Annotated in this window: 15 protein-coding genes; 6 read left to right on the top strand and 9 right to left on the bottom strand. The window is 70.2% G+C overall.

Annotated features, from left to right (window positions below; all coding sequences use genetic code 11):
• Nucleotides 1-348 precede the first annotated feature (348 nt).
• Nucleotides 349-1089, bottom strand: a complete 741-nt coding sequence (locus TCUR_RS12640) for a lytic transglycosylase domain-containing protein (RefSeq protein ID WP_012852903.1) — start codon at nt 1087-1089, stop codon at nt 349-351.
• A gap of 405 nt (nt 1090-1494) precedes the next feature.
• Between TCUR_RS12640 and TCUR_RS27065 the strand changes: the two genes are divergently transcribed.
• Both TCUR_RS27065 and TCUR_RS26485 read left to right on the top strand, forming a co-directional pair.
• Nucleotides 1495-1650 carry a hypothetical protein gene (locus TCUR_RS27065; RefSeq protein WP_169313022.1) on the top strand — a complete coding sequence of 52 codons (156 nt, stop codon included), beginning with the start codon at nt 1495-1497 and terminating at the stop codon, nt 1648-1650.
• Between the two features lie 7 nt (nt 1651-1657).
• Nucleotides 1658-3406 (top strand): pentapeptide repeat-containing protein, encoded by a 1749-nt coding sequence (locus TCUR_RS26485; protein ID WP_148233007.1) that lies wholly within the window; start codon nt 1658-1660, stop codon nt 3404-3406.
• Here the strand turns inward: TCUR_RS26485 and TCUR_RS12655 are convergent.
• The 7 genes from TCUR_RS12655 to TCUR_RS27070 form a co-directional block, all read right to left on the bottom strand.
• Nucleotides 3396-4073 carry a TetR/AcrR family transcriptional regulator gene (locus TCUR_RS12655; RefSeq protein WP_012852904.1) on the bottom strand — a complete coding sequence of 226 codons (678 nt, stop codon included), beginning with the start codon at nt 4071-4073 and terminating at the stop codon, nt 3396-3398. The two genes, TCUR_RS26485 and TCUR_RS12655, sit on opposite strands and share 11 nt — an antisense overlap.
• A gap of 5 nt (nt 4074-4078) precedes the next feature.
• Nucleotides 4079-5653: a xylulokinase gene (locus TCUR_RS12660; RefSeq protein ID WP_012852905.1), complete on the bottom strand. Its 1575-nt coding sequence runs from the start codon at nt 5651-5653 to the stop codon at nt 4079-4081.
• A 2-nt stretch (nt 5654-5655) separates the two neighbouring features.
• The gene (locus TCUR_RS12665) at nt 5656-7062 is read right to left on the bottom strand and encodes a pyridoxal phosphate-dependent decarboxylase family protein (RefSeq protein WP_012852906.1); all 1407 of its coding nucleotides are present in this window, start codon (nt 7060-7062) and stop codon (nt 5656-5658) included.
• Nucleotides 7063-7318: 256 nt separating this feature from the next.
• A complete protein-coding gene (locus tag TCUR_RS24975) occupies nt 7319-8749 on the bottom strand; it encodes a serine/threonine-protein kinase (protein ID WP_012852907.1) in 1431 nt (476 codons plus the stop codon).
• Nucleotides 8750-9424: 675 nt separating this feature from the next.
• A complete protein-coding gene (locus TCUR_RS12675; protein WP_012852909.1) occupies nt 9425-10171 on the bottom strand; it encodes a TetR/AcrR family transcriptional regulator in 747 nt (248 codons plus the stop codon).
• Nucleotides 10172-10209: 38 nt separating this feature from the next.
• The gene (locus TCUR_RS12680; RefSeq protein WP_012852910.1) at nt 10210-11697 is read right to left on the bottom strand and encodes a pyruvate, phosphate dikinase; all 1488 of its coding nucleotides are present in this window, start codon (nt 11695-11697) and stop codon (nt 10210-10212) included.
• A gap of 491 nt (nt 11698-12188) precedes the next feature.
• Nucleotides 12189-12356, bottom strand: a complete 168-nt coding sequence (locus tag TCUR_RS27070; RefSeq protein ID WP_169313023.1) for a hypothetical protein — start codon at nt 12354-12356, stop codon at nt 12189-12191.
• A gap of 276 nt (nt 12357-12632) precedes the next feature.
• On the opposite strand from TCUR_RS27070, the gene TCUR_RS12685 reads away from it, so the two are divergent.
• From TCUR_RS12685 to TCUR_RS12695, 3 genes are all read left to right on the top strand, one after another.
• On the top strand, nt 12633-13271 hold the full coding sequence (locus TCUR_RS12685; RefSeq protein ID WP_012852912.1) for an AMP-binding protein: 639 nt from the start codon (nt 12633-12635) through the stop codon (nt 13269-13271).
• A gap of 165 nt (nt 13272-13436) precedes the next feature.
• Nucleotides 13437-14072: a hypothetical protein gene (locus TCUR_RS12690; protein WP_012852913.1), complete on the top strand. Its 636-nt coding sequence runs from the start codon at nt 13437-13439 to the stop codon at nt 14070-14072.
• Between the two features lie 42 nt (nt 14073-14114).
• Nucleotides 14115-14300 carry a hypothetical protein gene (locus tag TCUR_RS12695; protein WP_041439634.1) on the top strand — a complete coding sequence of 62 codons (186 nt, stop codon included), beginning with the start codon at nt 14115-14117 and terminating at the stop codon, nt 14298-14300.
• Here TCUR_RS12695 and TCUR_RS12700 read toward each other — a convergent pair.
• Nucleotides 14294-15205 (bottom strand): LysR family transcriptional regulator, encoded by a 912-nt coding sequence (locus tag TCUR_RS12700; RefSeq protein WP_012852914.1) that lies wholly within the window; start codon nt 15203-15205, stop codon nt 14294-14296. The two genes, TCUR_RS12695 and TCUR_RS12700, sit on opposite strands and share 7 nt — an antisense overlap.
• 106 nt (nt 15206-15311) lie before the next feature.
• Here TCUR_RS12700 and TCUR_RS12705 point away from each other — a divergent pair, with 106 nt between their 5' ends.
• Complete coding sequence (locus TCUR_RS12705; RefSeq protein WP_012852915.1) at nt 15312-16829, top strand: MFS transporter; 1518 nt, start codon at nt 15312-15314, stop codon at nt 16827-16829.
• The last annotated feature ends 13 nt before the right edge of the window (nt 16830-16842 follow it).

The following is a 16842-nucleotide window of genomic DNA, read 5'->3' on the forward strand; positions in this document are numbered from 1 at the left end:
ACGATGTGAGTCATGGACGATGCGCGTCCGGCCCGTTCCCCTTCCGACGGCGTGCGCGCACGACGCCGCGGGAGAGGGCCGGGAGGGAAGAGCGCCGGTCCGCCGGGGCCATCGCGCTTCCCTCCTCGTGAACGGATGCCGTAGGTGAAGGTGGACGTTCGCCCTGCCCTCACACATCTTCTACACGCGTGTAGAAGCATAAGGGGTGAGGAGCCCGAACGTAAACGATTCACGATCTACCCAGAGAGACAGACTAAAAACTCCATGTGATGAGACAGGTCTGTCGATCCCTGCCGTCGGCCCGGTAGCGGCCCAGCGGTGTGGAGGGCCTGCGTCCCGCCTCGGCGGTCACGCCGAGGTGTGATTGATCGCGGCGATCGCCTTGGGCAGGTCGCGTTCGTACTGCCGGGCATAGCTTTGAGCCTGCCGACCCCGCCAGTAGGGGCCGCCGTTGTAGCGGGCGGCCAGCTCCCTGCCCTCTTCGAGGGTCATCTGGTGGGGCTCCTTGTGGGCGAAGGACGTCTCCTTCTTCAGATCCCGCAGGTGGTAGGCGGCGATGATGATGCCCTGGTGGGGATTCTTGAGGGAGGAGATGATCCGGCCGCGCTGGGCGGGGGTGAGATCGGCCGGGTCGTAGCCCAAGGCCTCGGCGGCGCGGCGCACCTGGACCTCCATGGGGCCATAAGAGGTCTTGTCCGGATGCCTGGAGGAAAGGCCACGTCGGCGAACCCAGCCCACGGCCGTGTTCATCCACTCCGGCTTGCCGCCCGCCTCCCGGTAGGCGATGCCCGCCAGCACCGACTCGGGGATGCCCGCCTCCCGGGCGGCGGCCCTGATGGTGTCCGCGTAGTGGCCGACCCACCGCCGTTTGAAGTCCTCCTCGTCGGCCAAGCCCAGCCGCGCGGTGAGGAAGAACTGCCTGCTCCCCCACCTCGGACCGTCCACGGGCAGGTGCGCCGTCCGCTCCAGCAGGCGCCGGTGAGCCGCGGTGAGCTGATCATGCCGGACGGGGTCCTGCTCGTCAGGCGAGCGCGAGACGGGGTCTTGCTCGGACTGGCCGGTCTCCTTCGGCGATCCAGAAGTCGTCATGGTGACCGTCCTGTGTCCTCGAGTCCATCGGCAGGCCGCAGGCAGAGCGTATAGGCCCGATCCGTCGCAGGGCAGGGAGTTCACCCAGCCGCCGCTGACGATGCGGGAGTCACCGCGATCGGGGGCGGAGTGGATTTCGGCATCGGTGGATGTCGGGTGTGGCGCATTGACACGCGTCCGAAAACACGGCGCAGGGAACGTCGGCAGGCCGTCAGTGATCCAACTGGAGAAGGCAAGCGACCACTGGACCTTTCTCGCACGTGTCCTCAGTGCCAGGAACGGGAACCCCGACGTCACCCGACCTCGTGTCCCAGGTCACAGCATCGCCTCTGACTGCGAGGGACCCCGTCCTGCCTGCGGAAACAGCGCGTCGAAAGGTTCACTGCAGAAAGGCGGAAACGGCCCGTGACCACCGGCACCCAGTACTGCGGGCATCCTCGCTCCGACGACCCCGCCCAGCCCTGCAAAGCCACGTCCCTACCCGGCGGCGACCGGTGCCTGGCCCACGCCAGCGACCAGGTTCGCGACCAGTTCTTGGCCGGTCTGACCCCCGGGGGCTGACCTTGACATGCGCGGCGTCTCCTTCACCCCCAACCTACTGAACCGACTCTTGAACGCCGTCTGCGACCCTCACCGCAACAACCGTCCACACCTCGGCCACGTCGACTTCAGGAGGGCTTCGTTCTCTAAGGGCGTCAAATTCTACAATACCTTGTTCTCTGGATCTGCCGATTTTAGCCAGACATCCTTCTCTGGAGAAACCGACTTCAACAGAACACTGTTTTCCGGATTCGCCCAATTCATCAAAGCATCATTCTCTGGAAGCACCAGCTTCAATGGAACATCATTTTCCTGGGGTGCAGATTTTACTAAGGCATCATTCTCTAAATATGCCAGCTTCACCGGAGCATCCTTCCTCAAGAATACGTTCTTTACCGATGTATCATTTTCTGGAGACATCCACTTCAACAAAGCATCATTCTCTGGAGATGCAAATTTCAATAGGACATTGTTTTCTAGAGATTCCAACTTCGCCGAGACATCATTCTCTGGAGAAACCTACTTCATCGGGGCATCATTCTCCGGGCACGCCGAATTCTATGCAGCCTCATTCTTCGGAGGCGCCCACTTCGATACGACCTCTTTTTCCACAGACTCCTCCTTCACTGGAGCATCATTCTACGAAATCGCCAGCTTTGAAAGAGCTTCATTCTCTGGACACTCTAATTTCGATAGGACTCTCTTCTTCAATGGAGCTCACTTCAATAAGGCGTCTTTCTCTAAGGAGGTTACATGGACGCGCTGCCGGATTAGCACCTTGTCCCTTGATGAGGCAATAGCCGAGAAGGAAATGCGAGTGGAAGCCGTCGCTGATCAGGTGTCGGCCCGGCGGATGCGGGCAGTGGAGCGAGTTACGCTGCGGTTGCGCTCAGCGCGCGTGGACCTCACGGAGCTGGTGTGCAGTGGAGCGGCCAGTGTGCATGCCCTGGCCCAGCCGATCCCCAACGTGCCGGATCTGGAAGATCGCCCCGCCAAGGTAGCGGTGACATCGCTGCGCGGAGCGGACGTTGAGTCGCTGACCTTGACCGATGTGGACTTGAGCGAGTGCACCTTCGCTGGGATGCACCGAGTCGACCAGATCCAGCTCGACGGCGACTGTACTTTCGCCTCCGGCCCCGGCCGGCGGCGTATGCTGGCTGAAGAACATCACTGGCAGGCCCAACGTCACGTAGAACGCCGCGGCCACCCCAGCTGCTGGCACCTCGCTCCCGCTGGGGTAGAGGTGCTTGGGCCGCGGCGGATCGAAGTGATTTACCGGCAACTGCGCAAAGCCCTGGAAGAAGGCAAGAACGAACCCGGGGCGGCCGACTTTTACTACGGCGAGATGCAGATGCGCCGGGCCGCCGCACGCAGTGCCGATCGGTTGCTGCTGTGGCTGTATTGGGCGGTGTCCGGATATGGGCTGCGTGCTCGGCGCGCCCTGGTCTGGGTGTTGGTGGTCGCCGTCCTCAGCATCGCCGGCATGACCGCCTTCGGGTTCCCGCAGAATGCCAAAGCGCAGAAAGCCACCGGCACCATCGTCACCCCGGCCGGGCCGCAGGCCGTCACCTTGACCATCCGGCAGGACGACCCCGCCAAAAACCTGCCCGAGCGGCTGGAGAAGGCGGTCGAGGTCACCGTCAACGCCGTCATCTTCCGCAGTCCCGACACCGAGCTGACCACGGCCGGCCGCTATCTCAACATCGTCGTCCGCATCCTGGGGCCGATTCTGCTGGGGTTGGCCATCCTCGCCATCCGCAATCAGGTCAAACGCTGAGGTCCGAGCCGCCTTGGCGCGGTGGCCGGCCGTCGAGGCGGGCGTCCCAGGCGGTGCGTTCGTCCTCGGGCATCGCATAGGCGATGAACAGGTCGCGGACGGCCTGCCGGTAGGCGGCGGCGGTGCCGGGGCGGGGGTTGGCCAGGTAGTTGAGGACGAAGCCGTCGGTGAGGGCGGTGAAGGCGCGGGCGCCGCGGCGGGGGTCGGGGGCGCCCGCCGCGCGCAGGGCCGCGGTGGCGGCGTTCTCGAAGGAGGTTTGGGCCTGGGCGACGGCCTCGCGCAGGGCGGGGTTGCGGGCGGCCTGGAGGTAGGCCTCGTACTGGGTCAGTTCGGCGGAGCTGTCGAAGTCGGAGAACAGCAGGCGGGTGAAGGCGTCGGCGATCTGGGCGGGGGTGGCGTGTTCGTTCTCCATCCGGGCGGCGAGTTCTTCGAGCTGGGTGCAGCGGTTGTGGACCCAGCTGCGCAGCGCCTCCTCGATGAGTTCGTCGATGGAGTTGAAGAAGTAGGTGGTGTTGGAGGCCGGCACGCCGGCGCGGGCGGCGACGGCGCGGTGGGTGACCGCGCCGACGCCGCGTTCGCCGATGAGTTCGATCGCCGCGCGCAGCAGGGCGGCGCGGCGGCGCAGTGCCGGTTCCCGGTGGGCGCGGCGTCCGCGGCTTGGGGCCATCGGTGTCACCGGGTGCGGTTGAGACGGTGGAACATGCCGCGTTGTGCCCGGTAGAGGCGGGGGAATTCCCGGTAGAGGCGTTCGTAGACGGCGCGGTTGGCCGGGTCGGGGGTGAAGACGGCGTCGGCCTTGACCAGGTCGCGTACCTCCTCGCGGCGGACGGCGCCCAGGGCGATGCCGGTGAGGATGGCCTGGCCGCGCAGCGGCGCGTGCACCGGGTCGGTCACTCGTTCGATGGTGCGGTTCATGACGTCGGCGTGGATCTGGCACCACAGGTCGGAGAGGGCGCCGCCGCCGATCATACGGATCGGGTCCAGCCGCCGCCGGGCAAAGCGTTCGACCGCCTCGTGCAGCCAGCGGCTGTTGTAGGCCACGCCTTCCAGGACGGCCCGGATCAGGTCGGCCCGGGTGGTGGTCAGCGACAGGTTGTGGAAGCCGGCGCGGGCGTCGCGGTCGTCCACCGGGGAGCGTTCGCCCTTCAGCCAGGGGGTGAAGATGACCTGGTTGCTGCCGGGCGGTGCGGTGGCGGCCTCCGCCACCAGCGCGGCGTAGTCGGGAGGGCCGCCGATCAGGGTCTCCTGCAGCCATTGCAGGCAGCGTCCGCCGGTCTCGTGGTTGTTGGCGACCAGGTAGCCGTCGTCGAACAGGCCCGGGACGCTGGCGATCGAGCGCAGCACATCGGTCTTCTTGAACGGCACCGGCAGGCCGATCCAGGAGGTGGTGCTGATGGCCAGGTGCGTTTGGTAGTTCTCGATCGCCCCGGCGCCGCAGGCCGACGAGTGCAGGTCGGGCAGGCCGGTCATGACCGCGATCCCGGCGGGGACGCCCAGCTCGGCCGCGGCCCGCTCGCAGACGGTGCCGACGATGGAGCCGCTGGGGCGCAGCGGGGGGAGCTTGGCGGCCTCCAGCCCGGCCCGGCGGACCAGGTCGGCGTCGTAGCTCAGCACGTCCAGGCGGCGGTTGTCGGTCAGCCAGGCGGCGGTCATGGAGGCGCGGGAGGCGGTGGCGACGCCGGTCAGCCGCATCGTCAGGTAGTCCACCGGTTCCATCAGCCAGCGGGCCGCCCGGTAGGTGGCGGGATCCTCGTGGCGCAGGAACAGGTGGTGGCCGATCGGGTCGCCGCCGAACGGGGAGGGGGCGCCGCCGGTCTTGCGCACCCAGGTCAGGATGTGGCGGGGGGCGTATCCGGCGAGGGGGCCGCCGATAAGGGCGCGGGAGTGGGGGGCGGCGCGGGTGTCGGTGTACAGGAGGCAGTCGCCGACGGGACGCCCGGTCTCGTCCACGGGGACGGTGCTGGCCCACTGGCCGGTGCAGGAGGCCGCCACGACCTGCTGGGGGCGGACGGTGCCGCTGCGCATCGCCCGCCGGGCGGACTCCCCGATCAGGCGCCACCACTGGTCGGCGTCCTGGGTGGAGCCGCCGCCGGGCGGGGTGCGGGTGGGCACTGGGGCGTGCTCGTACCAGGCGATGTCGCCGGTCAGCGACACCAGGGCGGTTTTGGGGCCGCCGCTGCCCAGGTCGATGGTGAGCACGTAGCTTTCGTCCCTGGGCAGGCCCGCCGGTGTCCGGGGAGCGGTCACGGTCACCTCCCCTCGGGCGGCCGCGGCACCGACTGCTGGGCGTCGAGCATGTCGGCCATGATCTGGCGGATGAACTCGTCGGCCTCGTCGGTCAGGCCGCCGGGCACTCCCCCGTAGATGGCGCCGGAGTGGGGCCGGGCGCCCGCGGCGTGCTGCTTTTGGGCGTAGGCGACGGCTTCGGCCAGGTCGGCGGCGAACTCCTCGGTCACGCCGGGGCGGGTCTGCGGGAGGGTGACCGCCATGTGGATGGCGTTGGGGTACTGCTGGCCGTTGAAGCGCCAGCCGCGTCCGGCCATGAAGTCGTAGACGTGGTAGATGTCGAACTCGTCGGAGGTGAAGCTGAACAGGAAGGTCGGCTCGCCGAGGATGCGCAGCTGGGGGTGGGAGCGGACGGCCTGCTGCATCCTGGCCGAGGTTTCGAAGATCTTCTTGACGCGGGCGCGGTAGCCGTCGCGGCCCAGCTGCACCATCGCCGCCCAGGTCGCCGCCAGCAGCCCGCCCGAGCGGGAGCCCTCGATGCCCGGGGACAGGTACTTGCCGCCGCTCCAGCCGGTGGAGAAGAAGTACAGCTCGTTGCGGAGGCGGCGGTCGCGGAACAGCAGGGTCGAGGTGCCCTTGAAGCCGTAGCCGTATTTGTGGGTGTCGGCGGAGATGCTGGTGACGCCGGGCAGGCGGAAGTCGAACGGCGGGATGTCATAGCCCAGTTCCTCGCCGAAGGGCAGGATGAAGCCGCCCAGGCAGGCGTCCACGTGCAGCCCGACGCCGCGGGAGAGCGCCAGTTCCGACAGCTCGCCGATGGGGTCGATGGTGCCGTAGCCGTAGTTGCCGGCCGAACCCATGATCGCGATGGTGTTCTCGTCCATGAGGTCGGCGACGGCCCGGACGTCCACGAGGGTGGTGGCCGGGTCGATGGGGGCGACGCGCAGCTCGATGCCGAACAGGTGGCAGGCCTTGTCGAAGGCCGGGTGGCCGGTTTCGGGCTTGATGAAGTTGGGACGGGTGATGCCGCGGGTGCGGGCGGCGTGGTCCCGGTAGGCCAGCAGGGCGTGCAGGATGCTGCCGGTGCCGCCGGTGGTGACCAGGCCGGCCGGGGTGGTGCCGGTGATGTGGCCGGCGTGCATGAGGTCCAGCGCCATGGCCAGGATCTCGCCCTCGAACTTGGTGGCCGAGGGGCACATGTCGCGCTGGAGGACGTTGGCGTGGGCGAACAGGCCGTAGGCCTCGGTCATGAACTCGTAGTGGGCGTGGTCGCCGCAGTAGATGGTGCCGGAGACCTTGCCGTTCTCCCAGCGGGCGTCCTCTTCGGCGGCCATCTCGCGCAGCTCGGCGAGGATCTCCTCCCTGGGACGGCCGTGTTCGGGCAGGCGCTGGTGCACCGGGAACCGGCCGGCGTAGGGGTAGTCCGTCATCGGTCCTCCTCGGGGATCACCGTCGATCCGGAGCAGAGCAGAGCACAAGTGTGGACATTTGTCCACACTTTCCGGTGCCTTCCGGACGGCGCCCCAGGCCGCGGAGGCGAAGCATCCGGCGGATTCCGCCCGGCACGTGACGGCCTCACAGGGCCGTGGCCGTCCGTCTTGTGTGCGCACCGCCGACGGTCAGGCTCGTTGCGCGCTTCTTCCGCTCCTCCCCCGCCGGTCGTACCCCCGGGCAGGGGCGGTGGTCTCAGGCGGCCTCGGTGGGGACGAGCGCAAAGCCCACGATTCCCTGGTGCATCACCCCGCCCGTCACCTCGAAATTGCCCGTCAACCAGTACGCCCCGCGCACCCAGTCGACACCGGCCCGGTTCAACCGGTCTTTCCGGATCAAGACCTGGTAGCCGGTGCATTTCTCGTTGGTCGGTTCCTCGCCGGGTGCGAGTTTCTCAGGGCAGTCCGTCCAGAAAACGAAGAACGCCGCGGTGTCGTCGCCGGAGGATTCACCGGAGGATCCGTAGGGTTTCCCCAGTCCGTCCAGCAGGGTTATCGACTCGTCCAGCGGGGACCTGATGTACACCTTCCGTCCCACGTTGCCGGCCAGGAAGTCGGCGAACTTCTTTCCCTCCGCCCAATTGGCTATCTGGCCGGTGTAGGTCGGCCTGGGAAAACCGGACTGGATCACCGGCGCCGCGGGGCCGCCCGATCCGCGGTTTTTGACATACCCGGTGATCAGGACGGCGGGGACGGTCAGTGCCAGCGCGGCGGCCACCCCGGCGACGATGGTCCACAGCGTCCTGCGGTCCGTGGCCTGGGACGGGGCCGGGTGGGTCGCGGTGCCGACAGCGCGAACGGCCGGGTGCGCGGCGGAGAAGGAGGCGAGCGCGTCCGGGGAGGACAGCGCGCCGAGCAGGGTGCGGGCGTCGGGGCGCGCGGCGGCGGGCACCGCCAGGGCGGCCGTGACCAGCGGGCGGATCTCCGCGGGCACCCCGGCCAGGTCGGCCGCGCCCTGCAGGGTGCGCAGCGCCACCGCCTGCATCCCGCCGTCGCCGAAGACCGGCCTGCCGGTGGCGGCATAGGCGACGGTCGCGCCCCAGGCGAAGACGTCGGCGGCCGGTCCCACCGGGCCGCCCTCCAGGACCTCCGGGGCCATGTAGCCGACCGACCCGGTGACGCCCCCGTCGCGGGTCAGGCGCGTGGCGTCCTGCTCCTGGGCGATGCCGAAGTCGATGAGCACCGGGTCGGAGTCCACCATCATGACGTTGGACGGTTTGAGGTCGCGGTGCACATGCCCGGCCCCGTGCACGGCCACCAGGGCCTCGGCGATCCCCCGGGCCGTGCGCAGCAGCGCCTCGCCGCGCAGCGGGCCGTCCGTCTGGACGACCTCGCGCAGCGTCCTTCCCTGCACATAGCGGGTGACGATGTAGGGCGGATCGGCGTCCAGGTCGGCGTCGACCAGCTCGGCGATGCGCGGGCTGCGCAGCCGCTGCATCACGGCGACCTCGCGGCGCAGCCGCTCCCGCATTTTCCGGTCATCGGCGATGGCGGGATGGAGCTGCTTGAGGGCCACCGTCCGCCCCTGCGGGTCCAGCGCGAGAAACACCCGGCCCATGCCGCCGGTGGCCAGGTGCGACAGGGGCCGGTACTTGCCTATGGCCGGCGGCAGCTCCTCATGACGCATTTTCCCGACTCCCGCGTTGGACAGCGAATAAAGCGGCCGCGCACCAGAACAGACGCAACATATTCCGGGACGACCCGCACATCTTAATGGAAGCAATGCGGCCTCGTTTCGGCCTTTGCACAGATGATGGCCGCGGCACCGGTATGCGCCGGCTCGCCGGCCGGCTGTCAGAGCAGGCCGTCCAACACCGCAGGGACCGGCCCGCCCCTGTGCCCGCGGTGGCGGCCACGTCGTCTCCGGTGGCCGCTCCCCCATCCCGCGCTGAAATCACCGACACCATCTCCGATGCATGAATCCGGCGATCTGCTCGACATAGCGCTCTGGGGGACCCTGCGATTCGACGCGGCCGGCCGCTGCCTGTATCTGGGGGCGCAGGATAAAAAGATCCTGCCCGCCTGGTCCCGGGTGTTGGACCCCGGAATAAAACCGGTGCTGCGGAATGGGAAACGCGGGATCGGCACCGGCGGGCACGGAGTGATCATGGAGGGAGACGTGCTCATCGCAGGCGGCAGCGGCGCCGAACGCCGCGACTCGTCCCGCAGAGCGTGCCGGAGTCGTGCGCTCCGCAGGCGACGTGGCTGGGCACTTTCGGCGAGGTGACCCGCTGCTCGGCCGCCCGGCGGCGAGCCGGTTTCAGACCGGACGGCCGGGAGACCAGCGGGCCGCAGCCGGGTGTTATTTCGCTGCCTTCTCCTCCACCGGGGGCAGGGCCCGGTACCAGACCTCGCCGATGACCGTGGCGAGTTCCCGGATGCGCTCCGGGCGCGGGGCCACCGGGAGCAGGCCGACGTGCACGTAGGCCATTTGCTCGGTGAGGGAGCCCAGGGCTTCGGCGAGCAGTTCGAAGTTCGCGGAGCCGATCTTGCCCTGTTCGTGGAGGCGTTCCAGCCAGCGCTGGGTTCGTTTCACGAAACCTGCGCGCAGTTGCAGCCACAGGGAGGCGAAGCCTTCGTTCTCGCTGGCGGCGGCGGCCTCGCGCATCACTCGCAGCAGGTGTCGGTGGCGGCTGTAGGTCTGCAGGTAGGTGATGTTCTGGTTGATCAGGTTCCGCAGCTCATCGCCGGAGGGGTCCGGTGGCGCCGAGGCCGACGCCAGCTCCTCCAGCGCCGGCTGCAGCGCGGCCAGGAAGATCTCGTCCAGGCTGGAGAAGTGGCGGTAGAAGTTGCCCTGGGCGGTGCCCGCACGGCCGGCGATGTCGGAGATCCTGGTGCGGGTGTAGCCGTAGTCGCCGAAGCAGGCCGCGGCCGCCGCGATGAGCTTCTCCCGCGTCTCCTGCCCCCGCTTGTTCGGTCTCTTCTCCGGGCTCTCCGGCATCAGGCTCGCGATGAGCCGTCGGATGTGCTGCCGCGCGGCCTCGTTCTCCCGCTCTTCTTCGGGAAAGGAGGAGCTGCGCGGGCTTTTGCCGCCGGTCTTCGTCGCCACGGTCTTACCCCGCCAGAATTTGTGAACGGAAATTCACACTACTGTTCCGTGGATGCGGCGTCAACGACGGCCTCCAGCAGCTCCGGCAGCGGCCCCGTGCGTCCGGTCAGCTCGCCCGCCCACGAGGCGAGCGTGCGGACCGCCTCATGTTCTGCGCCGCCCCGCTCAGTGCCGGCCGGCCCGGCCAGGACGATCCCCGCGGTGCCGTCGACGGTGACCGTGCGCCCCGCCAAGCCGCGCATGGCACCGTCCCCGCACCCCACGACGCAGGGCAGTCCGATCTCCCGGCATACCAGCGCGGCGTGGGAGGTACTGCCGCCGTGCTCGGTGACGACCGCGGCCGAGGCGAACATCGCCGGCACGTCCTCGGGCGAGGTCGCGGGACGCACCAGCACCACGGCCTTGCCCTCATCAGAGAGCCGCAGCGCCTCCTCGGTGTCGGTGACCGCGATCCCGGCGCCGACGCCGGGGCTCGCCCCGAGCCCTTCGGCGAGCTTCTCGCCGCCGGAGCCGACGCCGCCCTGCTCTTCCAGCCGGCGGGCCTGCTCGGGGGTGATGCGGGTGAGCGCGGTGCGCCGGTCGATGAGCCCTTCGCCGGCCAGGTCCACGGCGATCCGGGCGGCGGCCAGCGGGGTGCGCTTGCCCGCCCGCGCCTGCAGCACATACAGCCTGCCGGATTCGATGGTGAACTCGATGTCCACCATGTCGCGGTGGTCTTCCTCGAGGACGCGCGCGATGCGGACCAGTTCGGCGTGGTTGTCCGGCTGTGCCTCGGCGAGGGCCGCCAGCGGCTGCGGCGTCCGCTCGCCGGAGACGACGTCCTCGCCCTGGGCCCGGGCCAGCCACTCGCCGGACAGGCCCGGCTCGCCGGTGTTGGGGTCGCGCGTGAACACCACCCCGGTGCCGGAGTCGGCGTCCAGGTTGCCGAAGACCATGGCCTGCACGGTGACCGCGGTGCCGGCCAGGTCGTCGATCCCGTGCCGCTGCCGGTAGGCGACCGCGCGCCGGGAGAACCACGACCCGAAGACAGCGCCGATGGCCGCGCGCAACTGCTCGATGGGGTCGGCCGGTGGCGCCGTCCCGACGGTGCCGGTGTAGGAGCGGACGAACCGCCTCCAGGTGTCCTCGGCCCAGTCGCGGTCGCCGGTCTGCTCGGCCAGCGCGTCCCGCAGCGTCTCGGTCAGGCCGAGGTTCAAGACGGTGTCCATCATGCCGGGCATGCTCCGCGCGGCGCCCGAGCGCACGGAGACCAGCAGCGGCGCGTCCGCTTCGCCGAAGCGGCGGCCGGTGCGCCGTTCCAGCTCGGCGAGGTGGTCCAGCACGCCGGTCCAGACGGCGTCCGGTATTCGGCCGCCCGCCCGGTGGTAGGCCGGGCAGACGCCGACGCCGATCGCGAAGGCGGGCGGGACCGGCAGTCCCAGGGCGCTCATGCGGTTGAGGCCGTAGGCCTTGCCGCCGACGGCCTCCCGGGTCAGCGGGCGGGTGCCATCGAGCAGGTGAACGTCACCGGTGCTGCGCAAAGCCATCTCGGTGCGGGGCTCCTTTCCGGTCACGGGCGGTGCCGGCGGGCGGCGTGCAGGCCGTCTTCGACGGGGACGTCGATGCCGTTCCGCCACGAGGCGTCCGGCCTCGTCGGGGGTGCCGTGCCTGCGGAGCAGGGCGACCGCGCCGTCGAAGCGGTCGGCGCCCATGGTGGCGCGGAAGTCGTCGGGATGGGGGTCTGCACGGGGCCGGGGCTGACGTTGACGGCCCGCACGCGGCGGGGCGGCAGACGCGCGGCAAGGCACTGGGTCCACATCGCGAGCGCGGCCTTGGAGGTGTCGCAGGCCGCCGGTCCGGACCGCGGATGGCGCGCCGGCCAGGCGTCGATCGGCTCCTCCCCCCCTTGGAGACCTCGCCGATCGCGGTTTCGGTGCGGGGTGCCACCGCCGGTGAGGCCTGCCCGGCAGGGGTCGCCCACTCGCCGTCGATCGGGCAAGGCGCCCGGCCCAGCCACTCGTCGTGCCGGCGGCCGTGCTCAGCCATGGTCGCTCACCAGCCGGACGGGAAGGCGCTTGATGCCGCGAAAGAAGCCGCCCTGCAGCCGCTCGGGTTCCGGCCGCACGTTGATGTGCAGTCCGCGTTCGATCCGGTTCGTCGTTCCAGCGCAGGGGGTCGTGGTCGCGCAGCACGTGGAAGATCTCATGGTCGCGGCCTTCGGCGAAGGCGCTCAGATCCATCAGGTCGACGGTGGCTCCCGGGGGCATCGCCATCCCTCCTCGCCCGGCCGCCTGTTTGCGAACGTAGTATCACTAAAACATATCGGGGAGTGCTTGGGAAGAGAAGGAATACCAGGGAATCGAGCAGCGAAAGCTGCGAAGTCTCTATGAATACCCAGCGGGTTCAACCCATTGCACCGCATCACTAAGCGACTTAGTATTCACAAACTAAGTGATGTCGACCACAAAGGCGGTCCCGCATCGTGCATCCGGCGAAGATCGCGCGACGGCGCCCGGACGCGCAAGCCCACGTCATGGCCAGCAGCGGCGAATCGCTTGGCCACGGCGAGCTCGACGCACGCTCCAACCGGCCGGCGCACTTCCTGCGCGCCCGCGGGGTGCGGCGCGACGGCCCCCTGGTGATCGTGATGGAGAACCGGATCGAGTGGCCGGTGGTGGTCGCCGCCGGGATGCGCACCGGGCTCTACGTCACCCCGGTCAACCGGCACCTGACCGTCACCGAGCTGATGGCGCCGCCGGCCGAGGCGCCCGGCGGCAACGCCCCCGGCTCCGTGGTCGCCTCCGCCGCGGTGGCCGAGGTGCTGGGCCGGCTCGATGAGGAGGGCTTCCTCTACCTGAGCGGCGGGGAAAGCCACACGATCATCTCCGGCGGGGTGAACATCCACCCGGTGGAGATCGAAGACGTCCTGACCGCTCACCCGCGCGTGCTGGACGCGGCCGTGATCGGCACGCCCGGCCCGGAGTTCGGCGAGAAGGTCACCGCGGTGGTGGAGGCCGCCGGCGGCCGGCGCGTTTCAAGGCGCCCAAGGAGGTGCCGTTCGTCGAGCGGCTCCCCCGCCTGCCGACGGGCAAGCTCAGCGAGAACTCCCTGCGGGAGATGATCACGGCCTCGGCCGCGGAAAGCACGCGGTGATCGCCTCCGGCCCGCGGGCGGGCCCACGGCGGCCCGCAGGCTCCCGCCGGGGCCGGCAGCGGCCCCGAGACCTGCCGCTTTGCAACAGTCCGTTCCGCCTCGCCGCAAGGCGGGGCTCCAGGGAGGGAACCCGATGACCACGACCACCGCAAGCGACCCCCGGTTCCTGGTGCTGCACGCGCTGCGGGTGAAGGGCCTGGCCTCCGAGGAACTGGTCGCCGCGATCTGCGGGCTGCCGGCCGGGGACGTGGCCGCACAGCTCGCCGCGCTGGCCGAAGAGCGGCTCATCGTGCGGCGGGAGGGCCACCTGGCCGGCAGCACGCTGACGGCGGCGGGCAGGGACGCCCACGCCGAGCTGCTGGAGGGCGACGTCGCCGACCCCGCGCGGCGGTCGGCGCTGGCCGCCGCCTATGAAGCGTTCCTGCCGGTCAACGGTGAGTTCAAGCGCGTATGCACCGACTGGCAGGTGCGTTCGGACACGGGCCGGCCGAACGACCACACCGACCGCGCCTACGACGACGGCGTGGTGGCCCGGCTGGGCCGGATACACGACCGGATCACCGTGGTGCTGAAGGACCTGGCCGCGGTCGTCGGCCGGTTCGGCGCCTACCTCGGGCGTTTGGAGAACGCGCTGGAGCGGGTCAGAGGCGGTGACGTGACGGCGTTCGCACGCCCCCTCGCCGACTCCTACCACGACATCTGGATGGAGCTGCACCAGGACCTGCTGCTGAGCCTGCGCAAGGAGCGCGACGCCAAGGACGAAGGCTAGGGGGCTATCACCACCCCGTGCACAGCCACGAGCGGCGGGCGGGTGCACCGGGAGTCCTGGCGGCCGGCCGAGCCCGACCCGCCGCGGGTGGAGAACGTGCACGCCCAGCAGATCGTCCACCGCTCGGACGGCCGGAACGGCGTCGGTGTCTTCGAGCACGTGGCCATCGGCCCGCACCAGCCGCCCGGGCTCAAGGCTCCCTGGCCCCACTGGCAGGGCTTTCAGTAGCGGGCCGGGCCGCCGTTGGCGCGGACGGCGTCTGCGGCGGCCCGGGCGAAGGCGCGGACGCGGGCGGTGGCGCCGGCCGTCCGCCACACCACGGCGACCTCGGTGGGCGGGGCGTCCTCGATCGGGACGAACGTGATGTCGGGGCGGGCGTAGTAGCGCTCCACGGAGGCGGCGACCGGGGAGATGCCCTGGCCGGCCGCGATGAGTGCGAGCAGTTCCTGGAAGGTGGCCACCGACTGTCCGCGGGGGATGGGCCGGCCGCTGGGCGTCTTGGGGGGCACGTGGAAGTCCCACCAGTACCGCGGTGCCGGCCCGGTCACGCCGAAGACCGTGCCGCGGGCCAGGTCCTCCAGGCGGACGCTCCGGCGGCGGGCGAACGGATGGCGGGCGGGGACGGCCAGGACGCGCGGCTCCGCCAGCACCACGGGCCCCACCGTCAGGTCGGGCTCCTCGACCGGCAGGCGGGTCAGCAGCACATCGACCTCCCCGTCGCGGAGGGGGCCGAGCGGGTCGGCGAAGTGCGTCTCCCGCATCCGGATCTCGCAGCCGGGATGCCGGGACCGGAACGTGTCCATGATCTTTTGGGTGAGCTCGCCGGCGCCCGAGCCGAGGAATCCCACGCGGAGGAGGCCCTCGACCCCCTTCGCCTCTGCGATGGCCCGCTTCACCGCCGCGTCCATCCGCCGGACGAGCGGCTCCAGCTCGGCATGGAGTCTCGCGCCCAGCGGGGTGAGGCTCACCCGGCGGCTGGTGCGTTCGAACAGCGGCGCGCCGATCTTGCGTTCCAGTTTCCCGATGATCTGGCTGACCCGGGCCTGGGACAGCCGCAGACGCTCGGCGGTGCGTCCGAAGTGCAGCTCTTCGGCCAGCACCAGGAAACTGTCGATCTCGTGCCGCTCCAGCATCGATAACTCTCGCTTATCCGCTGTGATCCGCTTCGCCATTGTTCCGGCCCGCCGCAGGGACGACGGTGCTGAGGGTCCGAAGCAGCGGAAAGGAAGCGGACTCAAGATGAGCTCACCGACCGAGGTCCCGGCGGAAAGGGGCATCGAGCAGAACGCGGCCGGCGGCGAGCCGCTCCCCGGGCCGGGGACGGAACGGATCCGCGGGCAGAGCCTGTGGGCACTGCTGGTGGCCATGGCCGGCACCTTCATGGCGATCATGGACTCGTTCATCGTGAACGTGGCGGTGCCGTCCGTCCAGGCCTCGCTGAACGCCACGTTCGCGCAGGTCGAGCTGGCCGTCAGCGGCTATGTGCTGGTGTATGGGCTGCTGCTGGTCACCGGCGGCCGCCTGGGCGACCTGTTCGGCGCCCGGAGGCTGTTTTTGACCGGGACGGCCGTCTTCACGCTGGCCTCGCTGGCCGCCGGGCTCGCCGGCGGCCCGGCGGCGCTGATCGCCTTCCGGGCGCTGCAGGCCGTGGGGGCGGCGATGTTCTACCCGCAAGTGCTGGCCCTCCTGCAGACGTCTTTCACCGGACGGGCCCGTGCCATCGCGTTCGCCGTCTTCGGCGCCACCATCGGGCTGGCCTCCATCGCCGGCCAGGTGATCGGCGGGCTGCTGATCCACCTGGATCTGTTCGGGCTGGGCTGGCGCAACGTGTTCCTGGTCAACGTCCCGCTCGGGCTGCTCACCCTGGCCGGCGCCGCCCGTGTCCTCCCCGCCGGACGCGCCGCCGGGCGGAGGGCGCGCCTGGATCCGGCCGGTGTCGCGCTGCTGAGCACCGCGCTGCTCCTGCTGTCGGTGCCGCTCACGTTCGGCCATCAGGCCGGCTGGCCGGCCTGGACCCGGATCTCGCTGATCGCCGCGGCGCCGGCCGCCGTCGCCTTCCTGGCCTGGGAGCGCGCTCTGGCCGCGTGCGGCGGTGACCCGCTGGTCGATCCCGCGCTGTTTCGGCGGCGGGCGTTCGCCGCCGGCAACGCGCTCGCGGTGGTCTTCTTCGCGGGCAACGCGGGCCTGTTCTTCGTTCTGACGCTGCAGCTGCAGAACGGCATGGGGCATTCGCCGATCGCCGCCGGCCTGACCTTCCTCCCGCTCGCGGCGGCCTTCGCGCTGGCCTCACTGCTGGGGCCGCGTCTGGAGGCCCGGATCGGCCATCACGTGCTCACCGTCGGGTACGCCGCCAACGCCGCGGGCACCCTGGCCCTGCTGCTCACCGCCTGGAGCGCCGGGAGCGGCCTGACCGGCCGGCTCCTGTTGCCGGCGCTGGCCGTGATCGGCTTCGGCGAAGGGCTCGGGGTCAGCCTCCTGATCGGCACCGCGCTGCGCGGCGTGCCGGCCGAGGACGCCGGTGCGGCCGGCGGGGTGCTCGAGACGGCCGTGCAGATCGGCATGTCGCTCGGCGTCACCGTCCTCGGCCTGGTCTTCTCCGCCGCGCTCGGCGGCGATCACGAGGCCGCCGCGGACCCGAACGTCCATGCCGGGGCCTTCACCGTCGCGCTGGCCGGCAACCTGGTGCTCGCCCTGGCGGCGCTGGCCCTGCTGCCTGCGCTCGTGCGCAAACGGCGGGTCGCCGCGCGCGGTCACTGAGCGTTGGGCGTGC

The organism is Thermomonospora curvata DSM 43183 (assembly GCF_000024385.1).
GTDB lineage: Bacteria > Actinomycetota > Actinomycetes > Streptosporangiales > Streptosporangiaceae > Thermomonospora > Thermomonospora curvata.

What these genes read in the sequence shown, in the direction of transcription:
- TCUR_RS12640 (WP_012852903.1), bottom strand. Translation starts at nt 1,089, where the DNA reads ATGACGACTTCTGGATCGCCGAAGGAGACCGGCCAGTCCGAGCAAGAC.
- TCUR_RS26485 (WP_148233007.1), top strand. Translation starts at nt 1,658, where the DNA reads ATGCGCGGCGTCTCCTTCACCCCCAACCTACTGAACCGACTCTTGAAC.
- TCUR_RS12655 (WP_012852904.1), bottom strand. Translation starts at nt 4,073, where the DNA reads ATGGCCCCAAGCCGCGGACGCCGCGCCCACCGGGAACCGGCACTGCGC.
- TCUR_RS12665 (WP_012852906.1), bottom strand. Translation starts at nt 7,062, where the DNA reads ATGACGGACTACCCCTACGCCGGCCGGTTCCCGGTGCACCAGCGCCTG.
- TCUR_RS24975 (WP_012852907.1), bottom strand. Translation starts at nt 8,749, where the DNA reads ATGCGTCATGAGGAGCTGCCGCCGGCCATAGGCAAGTACCGGCCCCTG.
- TCUR_RS12680 (WP_012852910.1), bottom strand. Translation starts at nt 11,697, where the DNA reads ATGGCTTTGCGCAGCACCGGTGACGTTCACCTGCTCGATGGCACCCGC.
- TCUR_RS27070 (WP_169313023.1), bottom strand. Translation starts at nt 12,356, where the DNA reads ATGAGATCTTCCACGTGCTGCGCGACCACGACCCCCTGCGCTGGAACG.
- TCUR_RS12690 (WP_012852913.1), top strand. Translation starts at nt 13,437, where the DNA reads ATGACCACGACCACCGCAAGCGACCCCCGGTTCCTGGTGCTGCACGCG.
- TCUR_RS12700 (WP_012852914.1), bottom strand. Translation starts at nt 15,205, where the DNA reads ATGCTGGAGCGGCACGAGATCGACAGTTTCCTGGTGCTGGCCGAAGAG.
- TCUR_RS12705 (WP_012852915.1), top strand. Translation starts at nt 15,312, where the DNA reads ATGAGCTCACCGACCGAGGTCCCGGCGGAAAGGGGCATCGAGCAGAAC.